Here is an 18219-nt window from a genome sequence, read left to right on the forward strand (position 1 = left end):
GCTTTATGAAATCAGTTTTGCTATATTATCCATTCAGGCTTGCAGAAAACGCCAACAGCGGATCTAAGCTGCGTCCTATAGAAATCCATCGGGCATTTAAACAGTGGGGGGAAAGAGAAAAAGTAGAAATCCTCCTTCTGTCAGGCACTTCAGCCGAAAGAGATGCTATGTTTGATGAATGGAAGCAGCAGGGGAAATTGGATGATATCTGGTTCTGTTACATGGAGAACCAGACCATCCCATTTTGGCTTACAGATCCTGGCCACAAACCTCAGAGGCCTTTTGTCGATACAAAGGTGATGAAATTCCTTAAAAGCCGGCGAGTTCCTGTTGGCGTTTTTTACAGAGATGTATATTGGAAATTTGATGAGCTATATCCTTTAAAGGGAATTAAAAAAGCCGTCATGAAAACAATATACCGGATGGAAGAAAAGTTTTACGACAAATATTGCCAGGCTATCTTTCTGCCGAGTGATGCTATGGGCGCTTATGTGGACATTTCAAGGGAAAAGATCGCACTTCCTCCCGGAGGCAAATACAGAGGTTCTGATACCAGTACAGTTCGCAGCCCAGGAGTCAAAAAGGGCTTATATGTCGGCGGGATTAATAATGAGGACTACGGGCTGTTCCTTCTCCTCGAAGCTATGGAGCTTGCCAACAGTGAGCAGGAAATCCTTGACCTGACGATTGTCTGCAGGGAAGATGAGTTTGAAAAGCTTTCCGAAAAGAAAAAAGAGCTTATTATGAAGAAAAATGTCCAGGTCAAGCATATAAGCGGAGAGACACTGGATGAGTTGTACAAAGAAATGGATTTCGCATTTATCCCAAGATATAAAAGCACGTACAATGACTTTTCAGTACCGGTTAAGCTTGTCGAGTACTTATCTAATGATCTTCCGCTTGTTGCCACAAACTGCGAGGCGCAAAAGCAGATCATAGAAGCAGATGGCTATGGGATCATCTGTGAAGATAACCCTGAATCTATGGCAAAGGCTATAAAGAATATGGCTGAGCAGTCGGACAGCCTCAGGGAAAATATCAGGAATAGCTTTATGAAGAAGCATTCCTGGCTGGCAAGAGTAGAAAAAGTCAAGAACACGCTGGTAAAGGAGGAACTATGAGAGTATTGATTTTGGCGCCCAGCCGTTCCATCCATACACATAAATGGGCATTATACTATAAGAACAATGGGATTGACGTAAGGGTGGCAACCTTTCCGGACCATTATTCCGAGGAGAATGCCCGGGAGATAGATACAATTGTCCTGCCAAAGCTACTGCCAGGCAAACTGTCATACTTTTCAAGCGTGTTCGCAGTAAAGAAAGCGATCAGGCAATTTAAGCCCGATATCCTTCATGCCCATTATGTTTCGAGCTATGGGCTCGTCGGTGCACTTGCTGATTTTAAGCCATTTTACGTGTCGGTCTGGGGAAGGGATATTTTCCAATTCCCTCAGCAGGGATCCATCAACAAAAAGATTGTGGATTACACGCTCCAAAAAGCAAGTGTCATCTGTTCCACCAGCCATATTATGGCGAAGGAAACGAATAAGTATACAAATAAAAAAGTATTTGTTACGCCATTTGGAGTCGACATGAAGAAATTCCGTCCCATTGAAGGGCTGCGCACACCTGATGCCATTACGATTGGGACAGTTAAAGCTTTATCAGATAAATATGGAATAGGCGATCTCATCACCGCTTTTGCTGAAATCCATAAAAAAAATCGGAACACAGAGCTGCTCATCGTGGGAGATGGTCCGCAAAGAGCAGAATATGAGGAGATGGCAGAACAGCTTGGAATTTCTCCGGCCACGACTTTTACTGGCAGAGTACCGAATGATGCTGTACCAGAGTATATCAATAAAATTGATGTCTTTGCAGTTCCTTCAACAGAAGACAGCGAAAGCTTCGGTGTTGCGGCAGTAGAATCAATGGCCTGCGGTGTCCCTGCGGTTGTTTCGAATGTAGGGGGCCTTCCCGAGGTGGTAATCGAGGGCAGGACAGGCTATGTCGTGCCGAAGGAAAATCCGGGAGAATTGGCTAAGGCAATCTTTGCGCTTATAGATAATCCTGAAGAGCGGCGCAAGATGGGTGATGCCGGAATTGTCCATGTAAAGGAAAATTATAATTGGACAGATAATGCCGATGGTATGCTGAAACTATATGAAGAGACACTGTCAAAGGGGATGAATTCATGATAAAAAAAGCTGTAATTCCTGCAGCAGGACTGGGGACAAGGTTCCTGCCTGCAACAAAAGCACAGCCAAAGGAAATGCTGCCGATCGTGGACAAGCCAACTATTCAATACATTATTGAGGAAGCTGTAGAGTCGGGCATTGAAGATATCATCATTGTAACAGGACGGAATAAACGCGCAATTGAAGACCATTTCGACAAGTCAGTCGAGCTAGAGATGCTGCTGGACCGGACAGGCAAGGAAGAAATGCTCGAGGTTGTTGAAAAGATTTCAAATCTGGTGGATATCCACTATGTCAGACAGAAGGAGCCGCTCGGTCTTGGGCATGCCGTTCTTTGTGCAAGAAAGTTCATTGGCAATGAACCTTTTGCTGTCCTGCTGGGGGATGATATTGTCGACAGTGAGGTGCCTGCCCTCAAACAGATGATTGATCAATACAATACTGTACAATCGAGTATTCTGGGCTGCAACGAGGTCCCTCGGTCTGAAGTGAATAAGTATGGAATCGTCGATTATTCAGATCAGTCCGGCCAGCTGTATAAAGTTAAAAGCCTTGTAGAAAAGCCGGCAGTGGAAGAAGCTCCTTCCACGCAAGCCATAGTCGGGCGCTATTTGCTGACGCCGGCCATATTTGATATGCTGGAGACCATCAAGCCTGATAAAAAGGGTGAAATCCAGCTTACCGACGCCATTGACAAGCTTCTGGAGTCGGAATCAATTTATTCTTACATCCTTCAAGGCAGCCGCTATGATGTCGGCGACAAATTCGGCTTCCTCCAGGCTTCGATTGATTATGCATTAAAGAGGCCGGATCTAAAGGACAAGCTGGAGAGTTACCTTAAGCAAATCATAAGAAAATAATGGGGTTAAGTTCATGAAAGTAATCTATCTTTGTCAGCATTTCCCCCCTGAAACCGGGGCTCCCCAAATACGGGTATATGAAGTGAGCAAGGAGCTGCTCAGCCGCGGGCACCAAGTGGAAGTTCTCACGGCTTTCCCGCATCATCCCTGGGGAATCATTCCTGATGAGTATAAAGGGAAATTTTATATGTATGAAGAATGGGATGGCATCCCTGTCCACCGCTCCTGGATTTATCCTTCACCAAAGGGGAGCTTCTGGAAAAGGCTTGCATCTTATTTTTCTTTTACCTTCAGTGCGTTTTATTCAATTATCAAGTCGAAGCCAACAGACGTGATCATCTGTAATTCACCGCCGCTGTTCCTTGGCATCACAGGTTATATCGGCGCCAAGCTGAAGCGGGCGAAATTTGTATTCAATGTGGCTGACATATGGCCGGAGTCAGCAGTGGAGCTTGGAATATTAAAGAATAAATCCTTTATCAGGCTTGCCGAAAAGCTGGAAAGGTTCCTGTACAAGAAGTCATGGAAGATTGCTACTGCCACTGAAGGCATACGCGATTATATGATCAATAAAGGGAAGAAACCTGAAGATGTCTTCCTTTTGCCTAACGGGGTAAATACTGACACGTTTATACCTCTTCCCAAAAACATGGAGCTGCTCAATGAACTTGGTTTAGCAGGCAAAAAGATCTTTATGTATGCCGGTGCCCTTGGTTATGCACAGGGACTGGACTCTGTCCTCCGTGCTGCAAGCATCTTGAAAGAAACTGATCCTGATGCCCATTTCGTGTTTGTAGGAGACGGACAGGAAAAAGACAAACTGCTTGCCCTAAAAGAAGAGCTCTGCCTTCATAACGTAACGTTTTACGGGTCTGTTCCTGTATCAGAAATGCCTACTATGTTCTCGATAGCTGACTATAGTGTTGTATCACTGCGAAACATAGAGCTATTCAAAGGAGCAAGGCCCTCAAAGATTTTCCCTGCGATTTCTACAGGGACTCCGGTCCTTTATTGTGGGGATGGAGAGAGTGCGGCAATCCTGGAGGAACATGATTGCGGCAGAATTGCCCCGCCTGAAAATCCGGAGGGGATAGCTGCTGCTGTTTCAGAGCTCATGAATGTTTCGGAAAACCAATATGAAATCATGAGCAGCAATGGACGCAGACTGGCAATTGATGAATATTCGTGGAAAAGCATCGTTGACGAGCTTCTTGCGAGAATTTCCGGTGCTTCCAAAGAAAAAGCCAATTCCTGAGTGGAATTGGCTTTTTTCTATTTCGAGACCGTGGTTCCCTTAAAATAATGGGTTAATATCTGTTCGGCTGTCCAGCCGCGTTCTGCATATCCTTTTGCACCATATTGACTCATGCCGATCCGGTGGCCCCATCCTTTTCCGGTAACCGTGATGGAGGTAACCCCAGAGCTGCCTTCATTCGAAACGATGCCTCCAGAAGTCTGGATTGAAACGGGTGAGCCATCCAGAGCTATTTGCCCGGAGGCTGTCTGAACGCTCTGGCCCTTCAAGTCTGTAACAGTTTCAGTACCAGTGGAAGTCTGAACCGATAAAGCCTGCTGTCCGCCTGATAATTGGATGTCAAACCAGTTGGAATACAGCATATTATAGACACTGGAATTGGACAGCGGGAACAGCTTCCTGATCACTGATTCGTTTCCTTTGACTGTTTTATCGCCAGCAGAGGTCTTTACTGTTACTGCGCTGACCTCGCCATTAGCCCCGGTTTTAGTGAGCTGGATATCATATAGTACGACAGAGCTCCCTGTAAACCCAAATGAGGCCAGAATCTGAGAAGGAGTAAACGTCTCAGACCAGCTTTTGTAAACTGAAGTTTCATAAGGATCATCTACAGAAACCAGATAAGGAAAGTTCTTTTGGTCAGAATTCCAGACATCGCCGACATTGGCCGTTTTACCGCCGCTAGTCGAGAAAAAGAAAGTCTGGATAGGCTTTCCATTGTATTTTACCAGAAGTCCGTCCGTTTCCTGAATGGCAATATTGGAACGCCCATCTTCGCCTGAATAGCCCCTGTAAACCTGGCTTGTTGCTGTAGTTGTCAGCATCATCATATTTGCCGCATAACTCCTGGCAGCGATGGCCTGTGCTTTTAAAGCCTCTTTATGCCAGGAAGCAGGCATTTCATTAGGAACGACTCCTTTCAGGTAGTCTTCCATATCAAGATAATTAACTATTTGTATACTGCTTCCATTTGGCGCAAGGGAAAAGCTGCCCCTGTAAGAAATTCCGTTGCTCAACTTTCCCACTGATGTTCCGCTTCCTGCTATTTCTTCAAGATTGAAGCCAGAGCCGGAAGATTGGGTAAAAGTGCCGAAAGAAGCCGTAATGCCTTTGGTATCCTTTTTAAATGAAACAGAAGTGTGAGCCGGAATGCTTGTGATAACTCCGGTATCCTTATTTTTAAGCTGATAATCCCCGTTTGTTGTGATTGAGGGGCTGGCTGCCAGCTGCACTGAAACTTTTACTTCATTAGAGTATTTAACAGCCTCAGCTGCTTTTGCTGCCGGGACCTGTGAAAAGCCTGACAGCGAAAAAGCAAGAATGATTGCCAAAAGCTTTTTCACTTTACCTCACCTCGCCATGAGTCGCAATAATCCAGCCTTTCACTCCTGCTGAGGTTTCAACATTGTACCATTTCTCGCCTTTGGCATTTGTAAAAGCAGAAATGTAATTTACCACAGCTCCCTTAGGAAGCAGCTGGATGACCGAGTAGCTGGTTGTAGCTCCTTTTCTCAGATTGACTTCCCCTGTTGTAACTACCTGGCTTGGCACAGACGAAGAAGGCTTTTGTGTGGATACGTCGCTGGAGTGAACCCATCCCTTGACAGAGGCAGAGAGCTCGACACGATACCATAAACCGCTGGAAGAAGTGAAGGAATCAATGACCTTGAGAGAGCTTCCGCTTGTTTTTACTGCAATGATCTTATAGTCTCTAGTAGCCCCGGAATGGATGTTGACACTGCTCTTGTTCGCATAAACGGCAGAAGGCAGGCCAGATGCTGGCGGCTGTGTGGCAGGCGGCGGCGTTACAGGCGTTCCGGTCTGTGCCAGCTGAGCTTTCAGCGCATTGATTTCCTGCTGCTGGGCATTCAACTTCGTTTCCAGTTCACTCACCTTTGACTTGACAGGATTAAGCTGGGAAGTGACCCAATCAACACTCGCAAGTACAACATTGCTTGCGGCATCTATTCCTTTTGGCGAAGAAAAGGCCGCCCCGGTACCTATACCGATAGTTAAAGCACCGGCAGCTATTATTTTTTTTGTATGTTTCATCATTGACCCCCTGGTATGTTTATTAAAAAATGATTGGGGGTACAGGTCTGTAGCCCCAATCATTCTCGTAAACTTATAGCTTAGAAGTTATTAAAATATTGTTCGAGCCCTTTAGTGATCCCGACAGCTGCTTTCGTGCGGAAAGCAGTAGTTTTTAATAATGCTTCCTCGCTTGGATTGGATAGGAAAGCGAGTTCTACCAATACGCTTGGCAGCTCATTCATTCTATTAACATAGAAGTTCTGCTCTTTAACTCCGCGGTTATAGGTACCCAGTGAAGATACCATGCTCTTTTGCACAGCTTCCCCGAGCGTCCTGCTTCGCGGACCGTTGAAATTGACTGTTGAGTTGTAATAAGTAGTTGATCCTCTGGAGCTCGAGGAGAAAGAATCTCCATGAATGCTAATGAATGCATCAGCATCAGACTTGTTTGCGATTGCAGTCCTTTCAGACAACTCCAGGAAGATATCTGTGCTTCTTGTCAGGATAGGGATGGCACCGTATTTTTCCAGTTCAGCCTTCAGAAGAAGCGCAGTTCCCAGGTTCACGTCCTTCTCTCTTAATCCTGTAGGCCCGATAGCCCCAGTATCTTTGCCGCCATGTCCTGCATCAATAATGATTTTCTTGCCTAAAAGCCCGTTGGGGATCACTTTTACCGATACTTTGTCTTTATAATCCCTTAATGTAAATGTATAGCCTGGCTCAAAGGTAAGCACCACTGATTCCTGGGCACCGGAAGCAAAGGTTTCGACAGACTTGATGCCTTTGATGCTGCCTGAAGGAAGTTCTACATCTGTCATGCCTCCAGTCAGCTTAAGCCTGTTGGAAGAAAGGACAGAATAAGAAATGTCAAAGCTCATCGGCTTCTGCCACGTTAAATAAGTATCTGCTCCTGAAGAAGTAACAGACGGGGCATACAGGCCTTTTGAAGAAACAGTCGATGTCTGGCTTTCAAGGACCCATCCTCTGCTGCCGCTGCTGTTTTCCGCGTTGAGCCATCCGTTCAGCCTTCCAAGTACAATCAGAGATTCGTTGGCTTTCAGGTAAGAGCTTACCGCATATTTGGAATTTGCCCCCTTGCGCAGAACAGCTCCGCTCTTGGCAAAAACATACTGATGATCATTCAATGATGATACAAGCTCATGTGCAGGAGTCCAGCCGGTTCTTCCAGTAGAGCTCTTAACATTGAGCCATTGTTCTCCATTTGCATTGACAAATGAACCAAGGATTGTGACCTTGCTGTTGTACGCAAGCCGTTCTGTCACTTTATATTGGTAAGTGGCCCCGGAGTACAGGACAGCATTCCTGGTTCCTACAATCTTTGTGCCGCCGATAGGGGCAGGTGCTGAAGGCTGCTGCTTTGATACGACGGATTGATGTACCCAAACAGTCTGGTTCGAGCTGGTCAAAGCTTTATACCAGACAGCATTGGATGAGTCAGTGGCTGTTGCGATTCCTTTTAGGCTGTCGCCTTTTTTAGCCTGGCCGACAACGGAATGGCTTGTTGAAGGGCCGCTGCGCAGATTGGCTACATCGACACTTACATATAAATTAATATTTAGCGATTGTTCAGTGCTGACGGATTCCGCCCGGACCCACCCCATAAGGGAAGAGCTGACTTCAATTCTCAGCCAGGCATCCCCGCTGCTATGAACAAACTGATCTATTACTTTTACTTTTTGATTGATTGTGAGCTTGGCAGCAGATGCATAGGAATCTGTTGCCCCTTTTCTAACATCTATTCCACTCGCCTGGCTATATACATAGCTTCCCACGGCTGGAAGTGCCGGATTAGACGGACTCGGCGGCTTTACAGCGCTGAAAGCCGATTCGGCTACCCAGCCTTTCACTGAGCCTAAATCCACTCGGAACCATTTCTCTCCTGCGGCATTTGTGAAGCTGTCAATTACTTTGACTTGCTGATTCTTAGCAAGGTATGTAACAGCAGCATACGAATTTGTTGCGCCTTTTCTTACTGGCGTATTATCAGCCTGGACAGTTTTGGTTTCCACTGCTGGAGGGGGAGGTTTCACTTCGGGAGCAGGCGAGACATAATCCTTTATTACCCAACCTGTTGCTGTACCAGCTTCAATTCTGTACCATAGCTCTCCATTGGCATTTTTAAAACTGTCAATTACTTTGACAGAGGTCCCCTTGGACAGCTGAGCAGCCACTGCATAGGAAGTGGTGGCCCCTTTTCTGATGTTGACGTTATCTCCGCTGATTACACCCATCTTTCCGTTCTCTATTGAACCGGACTGAGGGGCAGTGAAGTGGGCGGCTAAGCCCCATCCTTTTTCAGCTCCAAGATCGACACGATACCAGAGTTCCCCGTTGGCATTTGTGAACTCATCAACTACCGTGACGTTCTTTCCGGTAGAGAGGCTTGTGACTAGGGGATAAGAACTAGTAGCTCCTTTGCGGATATCTACCTTTTGATCTACAGACATACTAGCAGGAAGATTGGCAGCTTTAGCATCTTCAGCCTGCATGAGGATAGGAAACAAAGCAGCAGTGGCAAGAACTGAAGAAGCAATTATTTTTTTCACGTTTTTACCTCCATGGACAAAATATTGGTGCATATCCTATTCTATCGAAAATTGTCAAATCTTCCAACCCATAGAAGGAAATAGAATTTAGGAAAATGGTAGGGAATTTGTACCAATATATGAAGGTGCAAAAAAACCGGCTCATGAAGAGCCGGTCAGGATTAATGCTGGCTATTATATTCTGATGCTGTATCGGAGCTGTTTGAACTGCTCTGATATGGAGTGCTGCTATCCAGCGCAGTGTTCAAAGTATTGCTTAACTCTGCAAGGGAATCTTCATATGGAATATAGTAATAGGCGTCATTAATATATTCATCATATCCTTTAATGGAAAGATTCTCGATCGGCGTAGTTCTTATTTGAGAATAGAGCTTTACAAAGCTGACGAACTTCGACGGCGGTATATTCGTTTTGACATTATTGCCAAGATCGTCCATGATATCGTCGATTTTTGTAATAGAGCTGAAAGAAGTCCCCTTATCGACAATCTCCTTGATGACCTGCTGCTGCCTCTCGTTGCGCCCCATATCTCCTTTTGGATCTGTCTTCCGCATCCTCACATAGGCAAGTGCTTCATTTCCGTTCAGATCCATCTCACCTTCATGATAAGTTTTCCATTTCAGGCTTTCTGTAAGCTGTGCCTTAAAGGTAAAAGGAACATCAACTGTAACACCGCCGAGAGTATCGACAATATCCTCAAATCCATCAAAATTTGTTGTTACATAATAATCAATCGGCACATCAAGCAAATCCTGGACGGCATTAATCGTTGTTTCTATTCCGCCATTTCCATATGAATGGGTTATCTTTGTTTTGTATCCGACCTCTGGGATATAGAGCCTTGTATCCCGGGGGATGCTTAGTACGTATACATCTTCAGTCTGCGGATTAACGGTTACGAGCATTAATACATCGGAACGCGCTCCGCCTTCCTGTGTTTCGAGTCCGACGAGAAGGACATTGAATGGATCCTTTGTCACCTGCACTTCTTCTTCCCTGTGGGTGGCTACCTTATCGGGGTTGAGCTCCTGATATATATCATCAGTGGCCTGTTTTGCATTGCTCAAAATATCATAAGCGAAATAAGATCCGCCGCCCAAGACAATTAAAAGTATTATAAGGACAAAGACACGCCAGAAGCGCAGCTTTTTCTTTCTCCTCATAGATCTAGATTTAGCCATATAGTAATATCCCTACTTTTTATTGTGATTAGTACCAAATATCTATGCAATAGTTTATTTTACAGAAAACTTCAATTTTCGTAAATGAAAATTAAGCGCAATTCATGAAACATCTTCCTCCAGGTAAAGCAGGTCTCCTTCCTCCAGCCGGCATTGGCCATTCGAGAGGTCAATGAACCAATCTTTGTAGGCTTCTACAGACGCCTGTTCGACAAAAACCGCTATTTCCACCTTGTCGAGATAATTAATCTCTTTAATCTGGTATACAGAGGAGCGGAGTTCATTTTCAATTTTCCCTAGCAGGGTATAATCAATTTGAGCCTTCATTACTCTCATCAATTTGCGTTCAACGATGCCTGTTTCATTTATCCCTTCAGAAGCAGATTTGCCATATGCCCTGATAAGCCCTCCAGCCCCTAATTTTATGCCCCCAAAATAGCGTGTTACAACCACTACAGTGTCTTTTAGATGTTTCTTTTTTAGCACTTCAAGGATAGGAACCCCGGCTGTTCCACTCGGTTCTCCATCATCATTCGCTTTTTGGATCAGGTTATTCTCGCCAATCATATATGCCGAGCAATTATGGTTTGCATCCCAATGCTTCTTTTTAATGGATTGGATATACTCCAAAGCTTCTTCTTCTGATTCTGCCCTTGATACATGGGTGATAAATCTTGATTTTTGAATCACCAGTTCATGTTCCCCGCCACTCTTGACTGTTAAGTATCTTTCCAGCATATTAGCTTCCTTTCTGCTCTTATTTATATTCTGCGGCAGATTCTCTATATTCCCTTTATATTGCCCTGTCCCTTATTATAATTCGACAATATCCGCTGAATTTCTTTTTATTCCGATTGTAATAAAACTTTAATATAGGCGTCTTTTTTGCATGTTATAATAAACATTATTCAAAATTACTTTTCAACTATTGCAGAATAGTATTTAAGTGGGCCTATTTCCGGTGTAATAGAAACTGAACTACTCTATTTCTATTATAAAATACTAATATTGCTTTTTGGGAAGTAGGATATTAGGCGCAGTTTTCTTACATAAGCTATGTCTATTTACCGAATTTTAGCGTATTTGGTATAGTTTTCATACGTATAATATAGTATATCTTTCTATTTCACGCTAAAATAGTGACAGAATGCCGGAAGGGTTTTCATTTGACCAGCTTCATGCCTAGCCGCTGTACTTGGGCAATAGCTTGATTTAAACATCTGTCTTTCAATGCTATCGTTATGCCGCGCGTATAGTCATAAGCTGACTGGGCAATGGAGGTACTTAGATGACAAGAAAAAAAATTGACACAATCACTCTTGATCTAATTCTGGAAAAAATGATCGACACTGTAGGCAATAGTAAAGATGAGATATTCAGAATTGGGGAAAAGTGCAGACAGGACTATGAAACTTTAGCAGAAGAACTTAAAGAAGTTAAACAATTAGTTATAGAGACAATAGATAACGGGGACAGGCTGGAAGGGCAGACGAGGTTTGCCAGAAAACGGCTTTCAGAAGTAAGCATGCATTTTAAGGACTACACGGAGTCTGAAGTCCGTGAAGCATATGAAAAGGCACATCAGCTGCAAATGGAATTGTCGATGAACAGGCAGCAGGAGAAGCAGCTGAGGGACCGCCGCGATGATATTGAAAGAAGGCTGCATGGCATCACGGAGACCATAGAACGGGCAGAAAAGCTTGTTTCACAGATATCGGTAGTCATGAATTATATGATGAGCGATCTGAAGCAAGTTGGCGAAGTTCTGGAAGACGCGAAGCTCAAGCAGGATTTTGGGCTGAAGATCATTGAAGCCCAGGAGGAAGAGCGCAAACGCCTTTCAAGGGAAATCCATGACGGGCCGGCCCAGATGATGGCCAATGTGATGATGCGCTCCGACCTTATCGAACGGATATACCGGGAGCGGGGCGGAGACGAAGCGCTCGGCGAAATCCGGAGCCTGAAAAAGATGGTCAGAAATGCTTTATATGAGGTCAGGAGGATCATCTATGATCTCAGGCCGATGGCTCTTGATGACCTCGGGCTTGTTCCTACTCTTAAGAAGTATCTTCAGACCATTGAAGAGTACCATAAGGATACAAAAATTCAATTTATCAATATTGGAGAGGACAGAAGGCTTCCTTCCAATTATGAGGTTGCCTTGTTCCGGCTGATACAGGAGTCTGTACAGAATGCACTTAAACATGCCAAGAGCAAAGAAATCATTGTGAAGCTTGAGCTATCCAAGGCAGGCATTACAGCTGTCATCAAGGATAATGGCCAAGGCTTCAATCCAGACCAGCGCAAAAATGAATCCTTCGGCATCATCGGCATGAAGGAAAGAGTGGAGCTGCTGGAAGGGCAAATTACGATTGATTCAAAAATAGGCACCGGAACGGTCGTGCTAATACAAATTCCTTTTAATCAATAATAGATAAATATAACAGGAGATTTAGGGAGGCGTAACACAATGACTACAAAAATCGTCATTATAGATGATCATCAGCTATTCAGAGAAGGGGTAAAGCGAATACTTGATTTTGAAAGAACTTTCGAGGTTGTAGCTGAAGGCGATGATGGCACTGAAGCTGTAGGTCTGGTAGAGGAATATAATCCTGATGTTATCATCATGGATATCAACATGCCTACAACCAATGGTGTTGAAGCGACAAAGCAGCTAGTCGAAAGATATCCGGATGCAAAGGTCATCATCCTTTCCATCCATGATGATGAGAACTATGTAACACATGCCTTGAAAACTGGAGCAAGCGGCTACCTGCTGAAGGAAATGGATGCCGACGCGCTTGTTGAAGCAGTCAAAGTGGTGGCTGATGGAGGCTCTTACCTGCATCCAAAGGTAACCCATAATCTCGTCAAAGAATACCGCCGCCTGGCATCTGATGAAAATGGAAGCAGCGAAGGATACACACAAGTTGAAATCCGCCGCCCGCTGCATCTGCTCACACGCCGGGAGTGCGAAGTCCTTCAGCTCCTTGCTGACGGAAAAAGCAACCGCGGCATCGGCGAAGCATTATTCATCAGTGAAAAAACGGTTAAAAACCATGTGAGCAATATCCTGCAGAAAATGAATGTGAACGACCGTACCCAGGCTGTTGTTGTAGCCATCAAGAATGGTTGGGTGGAAGTAAGATAATGGGAGCACGCTTCGGCGTGCTTTTTTGTATGGGGAGAAAGATCTGCGGATTGGCTGTTGCAGCAGGCATATATTAGGTTTAAGCTGAAGAGCGTTCTCTGCAGAATTAGATAGAATAGGCCCGAAGTAAATCGCGGTTGTCATTTTACTGTAATGCAAAAGTCTTTAAATAAGTGTTTACAAAATATGTAATTGTATGATAAATATAGGATAAAAGTATTGGATGGAGGTTTTACTAAATTATGTCCAGCCTGCTGCTTTTATCAGATGAGAATTTGTTCAAAGTTTTTGAGGATGCCCTGATGTGCAATGTAGACACTGACTTTATTGAACTGATTGCCGATGAAATCAACCGGAGGCAGCTTTCGCATCTTCTGCCAATGGCCTCTATTTATTAATAGTCTTAAGGCTGCCCCTATTATTGATGCTTCCCCTAATACCAGGCTATTTTTCTCCCTAGGATTTTCCCTTGTTTTCATATAAAATATAAATTGCACATATAGTAGAGAAAAAACAAAGGATGGTACTCTTTATATGAGAACAGCCGTAGTAACAGACAGTACTGCTTACATCCCGAAGGAACTGCGGGATCGACTGAACATACATATGATCCCTCTCAGTGTTATATTCGGAAATGAAACATATGAGGAAGAGGTAGAGATTACAGCGGAAGCATTTTATGAAGAGGTAAAGCATAAGGAACTGCCGACCACTTCACAGCCATCGACGGGCCAATTTGTGGAGCTGTTTGAAAAATTGGCGGCCGACTATGATGCAGTAATCAGCATCCATCTGTCGAGCGGCATCAGCGGCACCTATCAGGGAGCCGTCACCGCAGGGAGCATGGTTGAAGGAATCAGGGCGTATCCATTTGATTCTGAAATCAGCTGCATGGTCCAGGGCTTCTATGTCATTGAAGCGGCAGAAATGGCCGCTGCTGGCAAGGACCCGCAGGACATCATGGCCCGCCTGGAAGAAATGAAACAGACTGTACGTGCCTACTTCATGGTGGATGACCTTTCCCACCTCCAGCGCGGCGGCCGCCTTTCAAGTGCCCAGGCATTGATCGGGAGCCTGCTTCAGGTCAAGCCGCTCCTGCATTTCGAGGACAAGGTCATTGTGCCATTTGAAAAAATCCGCACACGCAAAAAAGCGATGAAGCGGATTGCCGACCTTCTTGGCGAAGCTGCATCAGGGGGCGGTGAATACCGCGCCGTCATCATCCATGCGAACCGAGAGAAGGAAGCTGACGAGTGGAAAGCTGAGCTGGAAAAAGAGCTGCCGAACGTCGAATTCATGATCGGCTACTTTGGCCCGGTTATCGGCACACATCTTGGCGAAGGCTCTATGGGGCTTGGCTGGTATAAGAAATAAAAAATGCCGCTCCGATATTTTTCGGAGCGGCTGGTTTTTACTTTGTCAATGCATCAGTCAGGTTAGGCACGATTTGCTTTTTACGTGAAACAACACCCTGCAGGACAGCCTTCTCATCAGCAAGCACCACATTGAATGCTTTCTCAACAGCAGCTGTTTCCTTACCAAGCGCAAGCGCTACAGAATCATTAGTCAGGATATTCGTTGCAACAAACAGGAACAGATCCAATCCTTTTTCCTCGATTGTGCTGTTAATTACCGCGCGCAATTCCTCTTCCAGCGCAAACACATCGTTTGTATCAACGGCGTTCACCTGCGCCACTTCTACTTTAGCAGAACCCATCTGGAATTCCTTCGCATCCAGGCTGACAAGCTGTGCAGCAGACTTATCGCTCAGGTCGGCACCAGCCTTCAGCATCTCAAGGCCATATTCTTCCGCATCCACACCCGCAATTTCCGCAAGCTCATGTGCAGCCTTCACATCTTCGTCTGTGCAAGTCGGTGATTTGAACAGAAGGGAATCAGAAATGATTGCAGACAGCATGAGGCCGGCGATTTCTTTTGGAATGCTCTTGTTGTTTTCCTTGTACATTTTGTTCAGGATCGTAGCCGTACAGCCGACAGGCTCGCAGCGGTAGTACAAAGGATCGCTTGTTTCGAAATTGGCGATACGGTGGTGGTCGATTACCTCAGCCACACGAACATTCTCGATTCCGTCTGCGCTTTGCTGGCGCTCATTGTGATCCACAAGAATAACTATTGTTGCTTCATCAGCTACGTTGCTGATCAGGCGGGGGGCTTCAGCGTTGAACTTTGTCAGCGCGTGCTGAGTTTCGCCGTTGATTTCACCAAGGCGCATTGCTTCAACTTCCTGGCCGAGCTGTGTTTTTAGGTCGGCGTAGGCGATTGCTGAGCAGATTGTATCTGTATCTGGGTTTTTATGTCCGAAAATTAATGTTTTTTCCATATGTAAATCTCCTTTTTTAGGTGGATTCTTCATGGTTTATTATAGAGGAAATTGAGGGGGGAATCTAGGGGGAGAGTTTGGGGTGTGGCGGGTTGGGTGGACGGGTTTTGGGATGGGGTAGATTGTGGGAGGGGGAGTTGCTAATATATGGGCGAAGTTGCTAATAAAAATGGAAAGTTGCTAATATATGGGGAAAGTTGCTAATAAAAGAGAAAAGTTGCTAATATATCGGGGAAGTTGCTAATAAGGGGGGATGCGGTATCTCGCGGGGAAGGCTGCCCAAGGGCGAGGTCGCAAATAAAACTCAAAACTCGCAAATATATCCAAAATCCCGCAAATAAACAGGAAAGGATGATTAATTTGAAGTTCAAAATCCAAGCCGGACGTCTCATTCAGGACCAAAACGGCACGCCCATCTCCAAACTGGCCCAAATTCCGGTCGTTCCAGTCAATCCAGCCTTCAAACCTGACGAAAAACTGGCCGAAATGCTCGCCGGCAAGCAGCTCCTCACAGACGAACTCCCTTTCACATTACAAGAAATCGACCAGCACTACCAAAACGGTCACATCATTTACCGCCAAGGCATCGTCTTCACTGGAAAAAAACCTCAATGCGCCCGCTGCGGCAACACTCAACCTCACCTTTTCGCCAAATTCCCCTGCGCCAGATGCAAAGAAGACTGCCTCTACTGCCGCAGCTGCATCATGATGGGGCGAATCAGCTCATGTACCCCGCTCATCAGCTGGCAGGGCCCGGAACCACCCCACCCCCAGCCCAAAATCTATCTCAAGTGGTCAGGCAATCTTTCCGTCGGCCAGCAGGCTGCCTCCGACCGCACATTACAAGCAATCCATCAAAATAACGAACTCCTGGTCTGGGCAGTATGCGGAGCCGGAAAAACCGAAGTCCTTTTCGCAGGCATCGACCAGGCCCTCCAAGCCGGAAAAAGAGTCTGCCTTGCCACACCGCGGACCGATGTAGTCCTTGAACTCACTCCGCGCCTGAAAAAAGTATTCCCTGAAATAACGGTAGCCTCCCTCTACGGCGGCAGCGTGGATCGCCATCTCTATGCCCCGCTCACAATCGCTACGACCCACCAGCTGTTCCGCTTCCGGCAGGCATTCGATACTGTCATCCTGGACGAGGTCGACGCTTTCCCTTATTCGGTTGACACAAACCTGCAATACGCCGTCAAGCAGGCAAGAAAGCCGGAGTCATCCATGATCTACCTCACCGCCACACCAAACCAGAAATGGCAAAAAGACTGCTTCTCCGGAAAGAAAGATTACATTACCATCCCGGCCCGCTATCACCGCCATCCGCTCCCTGTCCCGGAATACCGCTGGTGCGGGAATTGGGAGAAGCATTTAAAAAAAGGCCGCCTGCCCTCTCCGGTCATCAGCTGGATCAGCCGCCGCATCCAAATCTCCAAACAGATCCTTTTGTTTTTTCCCCGCATCGACATCATGGAAGCCGCATTGCCCCTAATACAAAAAATCCACCCACAAACCGATTCCGTCCATGCCGGGGACCCTGACCGCAAAATTAAAATCCAAAAAATGCGCACTAAAGAAACGCAGATCCTCTTAACCACCACCATCCTCGAGAGAGGCGTAACGTTCCCGAATATCGACGTAGCTGTCATTGGCGCCGACCACCACGTATTTATCGAAAGCGCTCTGGTCCAAATCTCCGGCCGGGTTGGCAGGAGTGCCGATTACCCCCACGGCATGATTACCTTTTTCCACTTCGGCAAAACAGAAGAAATGATTAAAGCCAAAAATCAGATCATGAGAATGAACAGGGAAGCTAGACGAAAGGGGCTGATCCTTTATGAATCTTTTCCCAGCTGAATATTGCCTGATCTGCCATTCAGAGATTGAGCAGGAAATCGGCTGGGTTGAGCTGCTGCTGAGGACCGAGAAGCAAGTGGTGTGTTCTGAATGCAGGGGGAAGCTGCAATTGATTGAAGGAGAGCGCTGCCTTGTCTGCGGCAGGCCCTTTGCCGGGATGGATCCGCTTTTTATAAAAGAAAAACAGTGCCTGGATTGCATCAGGTGGGAGAATGCGCCTGAATGGAAAGGGGTGCTGTGGAAAAACACGTCACTATATGAGTATAATCCGTTTATGAAGGAAGTAATGGCCCGCTATAAGTATAGGGGGGATTACGCGCTGGCCGCAGTCTTTGCGGATGAACTCAGAAAGGTGCTCGGCAAAGAGAAGCCTGACTATATAGTGCAAATTCCGCTTAGTGAAAAGCGCCTCTGTGAAAGAGGCTTTAACCAGACAGAGGCCCTGATCAAAACAGCCGGCTATTCCCCTTCCTGCCTCCTCGTTCGGGTGCACTCTGAAAAGCAGTCAAAGAAAACAAGGGATGAGAGGATCCACTTTCAGCAGGTATTCCGTTTGAAAGAAGAAACCGGTCTCCATTCTAAACATATCCTTCTAATTGACGATATTTATACCACAGGATCAACTTTACGGCATGCCGCCATTATCCTTAAACAGCACGGAGCAGAAAGCATCAGCTCCATCACCATTGCAAGGGGATAAAGAATGTTCAAAAAAATGGCATTTCTTTCAGGCATGCTGCAGGCTATAATGTAAGTAAAACTGCAATTGGAAA

16 protein-coding genes are annotated in these 18219 nt (G+C 45.7%); 10 read left to right on the forward strand and 6 right to left on the reverse strand.

The annotated features are described in order from the left end of the window. Positions 1 to 5: 5 nt before the first annotated feature. From ABU165_RS07255 to ABU165_RS07270, 4 genes are read left to right on the forward strand one after another with little or no spacing between them, the layout of a single operon-like run. Complete coding sequence (locus ABU165_RS07255; RefSeq protein WP_318059933.1) at positions 6 to 1121, forward strand: glycosyltransferase; 1116 nt, start codon at positions 6 to 8, stop codon at positions 1119 to 1121. Beyond that, positions 1118 to 2200 carry a glycosyltransferase gene (locus ABU165_RS07260; protein ID WP_318059934.1) on the forward strand — a complete coding sequence of 361 codons (1083 nt, stop codon included), beginning with the start codon at positions 1118 to 1120 and terminating at the stop codon, positions 2198 to 2200. Before ABU165_RS07255 ends, ABU165_RS07260 begins: the two co-directional genes overlap by 4 nt. Next, the gene (gene galU / locus ABU165_RS07265) at positions 2197 to 3060 is read left to right on the forward strand and encodes a UTP--glucose-1-phosphate uridylyltransferase GalU (protein ID WP_318059935.1); all 864 of its coding nucleotides are present in this window, start codon (positions 2197 to 2199) and stop codon (positions 3058 to 3060) included. Before ABU165_RS07260 ends, galU begins: the two co-directional genes overlap by 4 nt. A gap of 13 nt (positions 3061 to 3073) precedes the next feature. Next, the gene (locus tag ABU165_RS07270) at positions 3074 to 4315 is read left to right on the forward strand and encodes a glycosyltransferase family 4 protein (protein ID WP_318059936.1); all 1242 of its coding nucleotides are present in this window, start codon (positions 3074 to 3076) and stop codon (positions 4313 to 4315) included. A 17-nt stretch (positions 4316 to 4332) separates the two neighbouring features. On the opposite strand, the gene ABU165_RS07275 is transcribed toward ABU165_RS07270, so the two are convergent. The 5 genes from ABU165_RS07275 to ABU165_RS07295 form a co-directional block, all read right to left on the reverse strand. Continuing rightward, positions 4333 to 5658 carry a SpoIID/LytB domain-containing protein gene (locus ABU165_RS07275; RefSeq protein WP_318059937.1) on the reverse strand — a complete coding sequence of 442 codons (1326 nt, stop codon included), beginning with the start codon at positions 5656 to 5658 and terminating at the stop codon, positions 4333 to 4335. A gap of 1 nt (position 5659) precedes the next feature. After that, positions 5660 to 6367 carry an SH3 domain-containing protein gene (locus ABU165_RS07280; RefSeq protein WP_353762637.1) on the reverse strand — a complete coding sequence of 236 codons (708 nt, stop codon included), beginning with the start codon at positions 6365 to 6367 and terminating at the stop codon, positions 5660 to 5662. 80 nt (positions 6368 to 6447) lie between these two features. Next, positions 6448 to 8916, reverse strand: coding sequence for an N-acetylmuramoyl-L-alanine amidase family protein (locus tag ABU165_RS07285; RefSeq protein WP_318059939.1), 2469 nt, complete (start codon positions 8914 to 8916; stop codon positions 6448 to 6450). A gap of 161 nt (positions 8917 to 9077) precedes the next feature. Continuing rightward, positions 9078 to 10097 carry an LCP family protein gene (locus ABU165_RS07290; protein WP_318059940.1) on the reverse strand — a complete coding sequence of 340 codons (1020 nt, stop codon included), beginning with the start codon at positions 10095 to 10097 and terminating at the stop codon, positions 9078 to 9080. Between the two features lie 102 nt (positions 10098 to 10199). Next, a complete protein-coding gene (locus tag ABU165_RS07295; protein ID WP_318059941.1) occupies positions 10200 to 10835 on the reverse strand; it encodes a YigZ family protein in 636 nt (211 codons plus the stop codon). A 550-nt stretch (positions 10836 to 11385) separates the two neighbouring features. Here ABU165_RS07295 and ABU165_RS07300 point away from each other — a divergent pair. The 4 genes from ABU165_RS07300 (at position 11386) to ABU165_RS07315 (ending at position 14625) form a co-directional block, all read left to right on the forward strand. Beyond that, entirely contained in the window at positions 11386 to 12528 is a 1143-nt protein-coding gene (locus ABU165_RS07300) for a sensor histidine kinase (RefSeq protein WP_148949687.1), read from the forward strand. A 39-nt stretch (positions 12529 to 12567) separates the two neighbouring features. Continuing rightward, the gene (locus ABU165_RS07305; protein ID WP_318059942.1) at positions 12568 to 13251 is read left to right on the forward strand and encodes a response regulator; all 684 of its coding nucleotides are present in this window, start codon (positions 12568 to 12570) and stop codon (positions 13249 to 13251) included. A 242-nt stretch (positions 13252 to 13493) separates the two neighbouring features. Then, positions 13494 to 13649, forward strand: a complete 156-nt coding sequence (locus ABU165_RS07310; RefSeq protein WP_094768580.1) for a sporulation histidine kinase inhibitor Sda — start codon at positions 13494 to 13496, stop codon at positions 13647 to 13649. Positions 13650 to 13785: 136 nt separating this feature from the next. Beyond that, entirely contained in the window at positions 13786 to 14625 is an 840-nt protein-coding gene (locus ABU165_RS07315; RefSeq protein WP_094768579.1) for a DegV family protein, read from the forward strand. A 37-nt stretch (positions 14626 to 14662) separates the two neighbouring features. Here ABU165_RS07315 and ABU165_RS07320 read toward each other — a convergent pair whose 3' ends face one another. Then, the gene (locus tag ABU165_RS07320; RefSeq protein ID WP_318059943.1) at positions 14663 to 15592 is read right to left on the reverse strand and encodes a manganese-dependent inorganic pyrophosphatase; all 930 of its coding nucleotides are present in this window, start codon (positions 15590 to 15592) and stop codon (positions 14663 to 14665) included. A gap of 351 nt (positions 15593 to 15943) precedes the next feature. Between ABU165_RS07320 and ABU165_RS07325 the strand changes: the two genes are divergently transcribed. Both ABU165_RS07325 and ABU165_RS07330 read left to right on the forward strand, forming a co-directional pair. Then, positions 15944 to 17446 (forward strand): ATP-dependent helicase ComFA, encoded by a 1503-nt coding sequence (locus tag ABU165_RS07325; protein ID WP_318059944.1) that lies wholly within the window; start codon positions 15944 to 15946, stop codon positions 17444 to 17446. Further along, positions 17427 to 18146, forward strand: coding sequence for a ComFC family protein (locus tag ABU165_RS07330; protein WP_318059945.1), 720 nt, complete (start codon positions 17427 to 17429; stop codon positions 18144 to 18146). The genes ABU165_RS07325 and ABU165_RS07330 overlap by 20 nt, the downstream gene beginning before the upstream one ends. Positions 18147 to 18219 lie beyond the last annotated feature (73 nt).

This window comes from Cytobacillus sp. T106, assembly GCF_040492155.1.
Lineage (GTDB): Bacteria > Bacillota > Bacilli > Bacillales > Cytobacillaceae > Bacillus_AB > Bacillus_AB infantis.

Bases quoted from the DNA above. Each gene is read 5' to 3' on its own strand.
- ABU165_RS07290 (WP_318059940.1), bottom strand. From the start codon at position 10,097: ATGGCTAAATCTAGATCTATGAGGAGAAAGAAAAAGCTGCGCTTCTGG.
- ABU165_RS07255 (WP_318059933.1), top strand. From the start codon at position 6: ATGAAATCAGTTTTGCTATATTATCCATTCAGGCTTGCAGAAAACGCC.
- ABU165_RS07295 (WP_318059941.1), bottom strand. From the start codon at position 10,835: ATGCTGGAAAGATACTTAACAGTCAAGAGTGGCGGGGAACATGAACTG.
- galU (WP_318059935.1), top strand. From the start codon at position 2,197: ATGATAAAAAAAGCTGTAATTCCTGCAGCAGGACTGGGGACAAGGTTC.
- ABU165_RS07280 (WP_353762637.1), bottom strand. From the start codon at position 6,367: ATGAAACATACAAAAAAAATAATAGCTGCCGGTGCTTTAACTATCGGT.
- ABU165_RS07325 (WP_318059944.1), top strand. From the start codon at position 15,944: ATGATTAATTTGAAGTTCAAAATCCAAGCCGGACGTCTCATTCAGGAC.
- ABU165_RS07270 (WP_318059936.1), top strand. From the start codon at position 3,074: ATGAAAGTAATCTATCTTTGTCAGCATTTCCCCCCTGAAACCGGGGCT.
- ABU165_RS07315 (WP_094768579.1), top strand. From the start codon at position 13,786: ATGAGAACAGCCGTAGTAACAGACAGTACTGCTTACATCCCGAAGGAA.
- ABU165_RS07310 (WP_094768580.1), top strand. From the start codon at position 13,494: ATGTCCAGCCTGCTGCTTTTATCAGATGAGAATTTGTTCAAAGTTTTT.
- ABU165_RS07320 (WP_318059943.1), bottom strand. From the start codon at position 15,592: ATGGAAAAAACATTAATTTTCGGACATAAAAACCCAGATACAGATACA.
- ABU165_RS07300 (WP_148949687.1), top strand. From the start codon at position 11,386: ATGACAAGAAAAAAAATTGACACAATCACTCTTGATCTAATTCTGGAA.
- ABU165_RS07330 (WP_318059945.1), top strand. From the start codon at position 17,427: ATGAATCTTTTCCCAGCTGAATATTGCCTGATCTGCCATTCAGAGATT.
- ABU165_RS07305 (WP_318059942.1), top strand. From the start codon at position 12,568: ATGACTACAAAAATCGTCATTATAGATGATCATCAGCTATTCAGAGAA.
- ABU165_RS07260 (WP_318059934.1), top strand. From the start codon at position 1,118: ATGAGAGTATTGATTTTGGCGCCCAGCCGTTCCATCCATACACATAAA.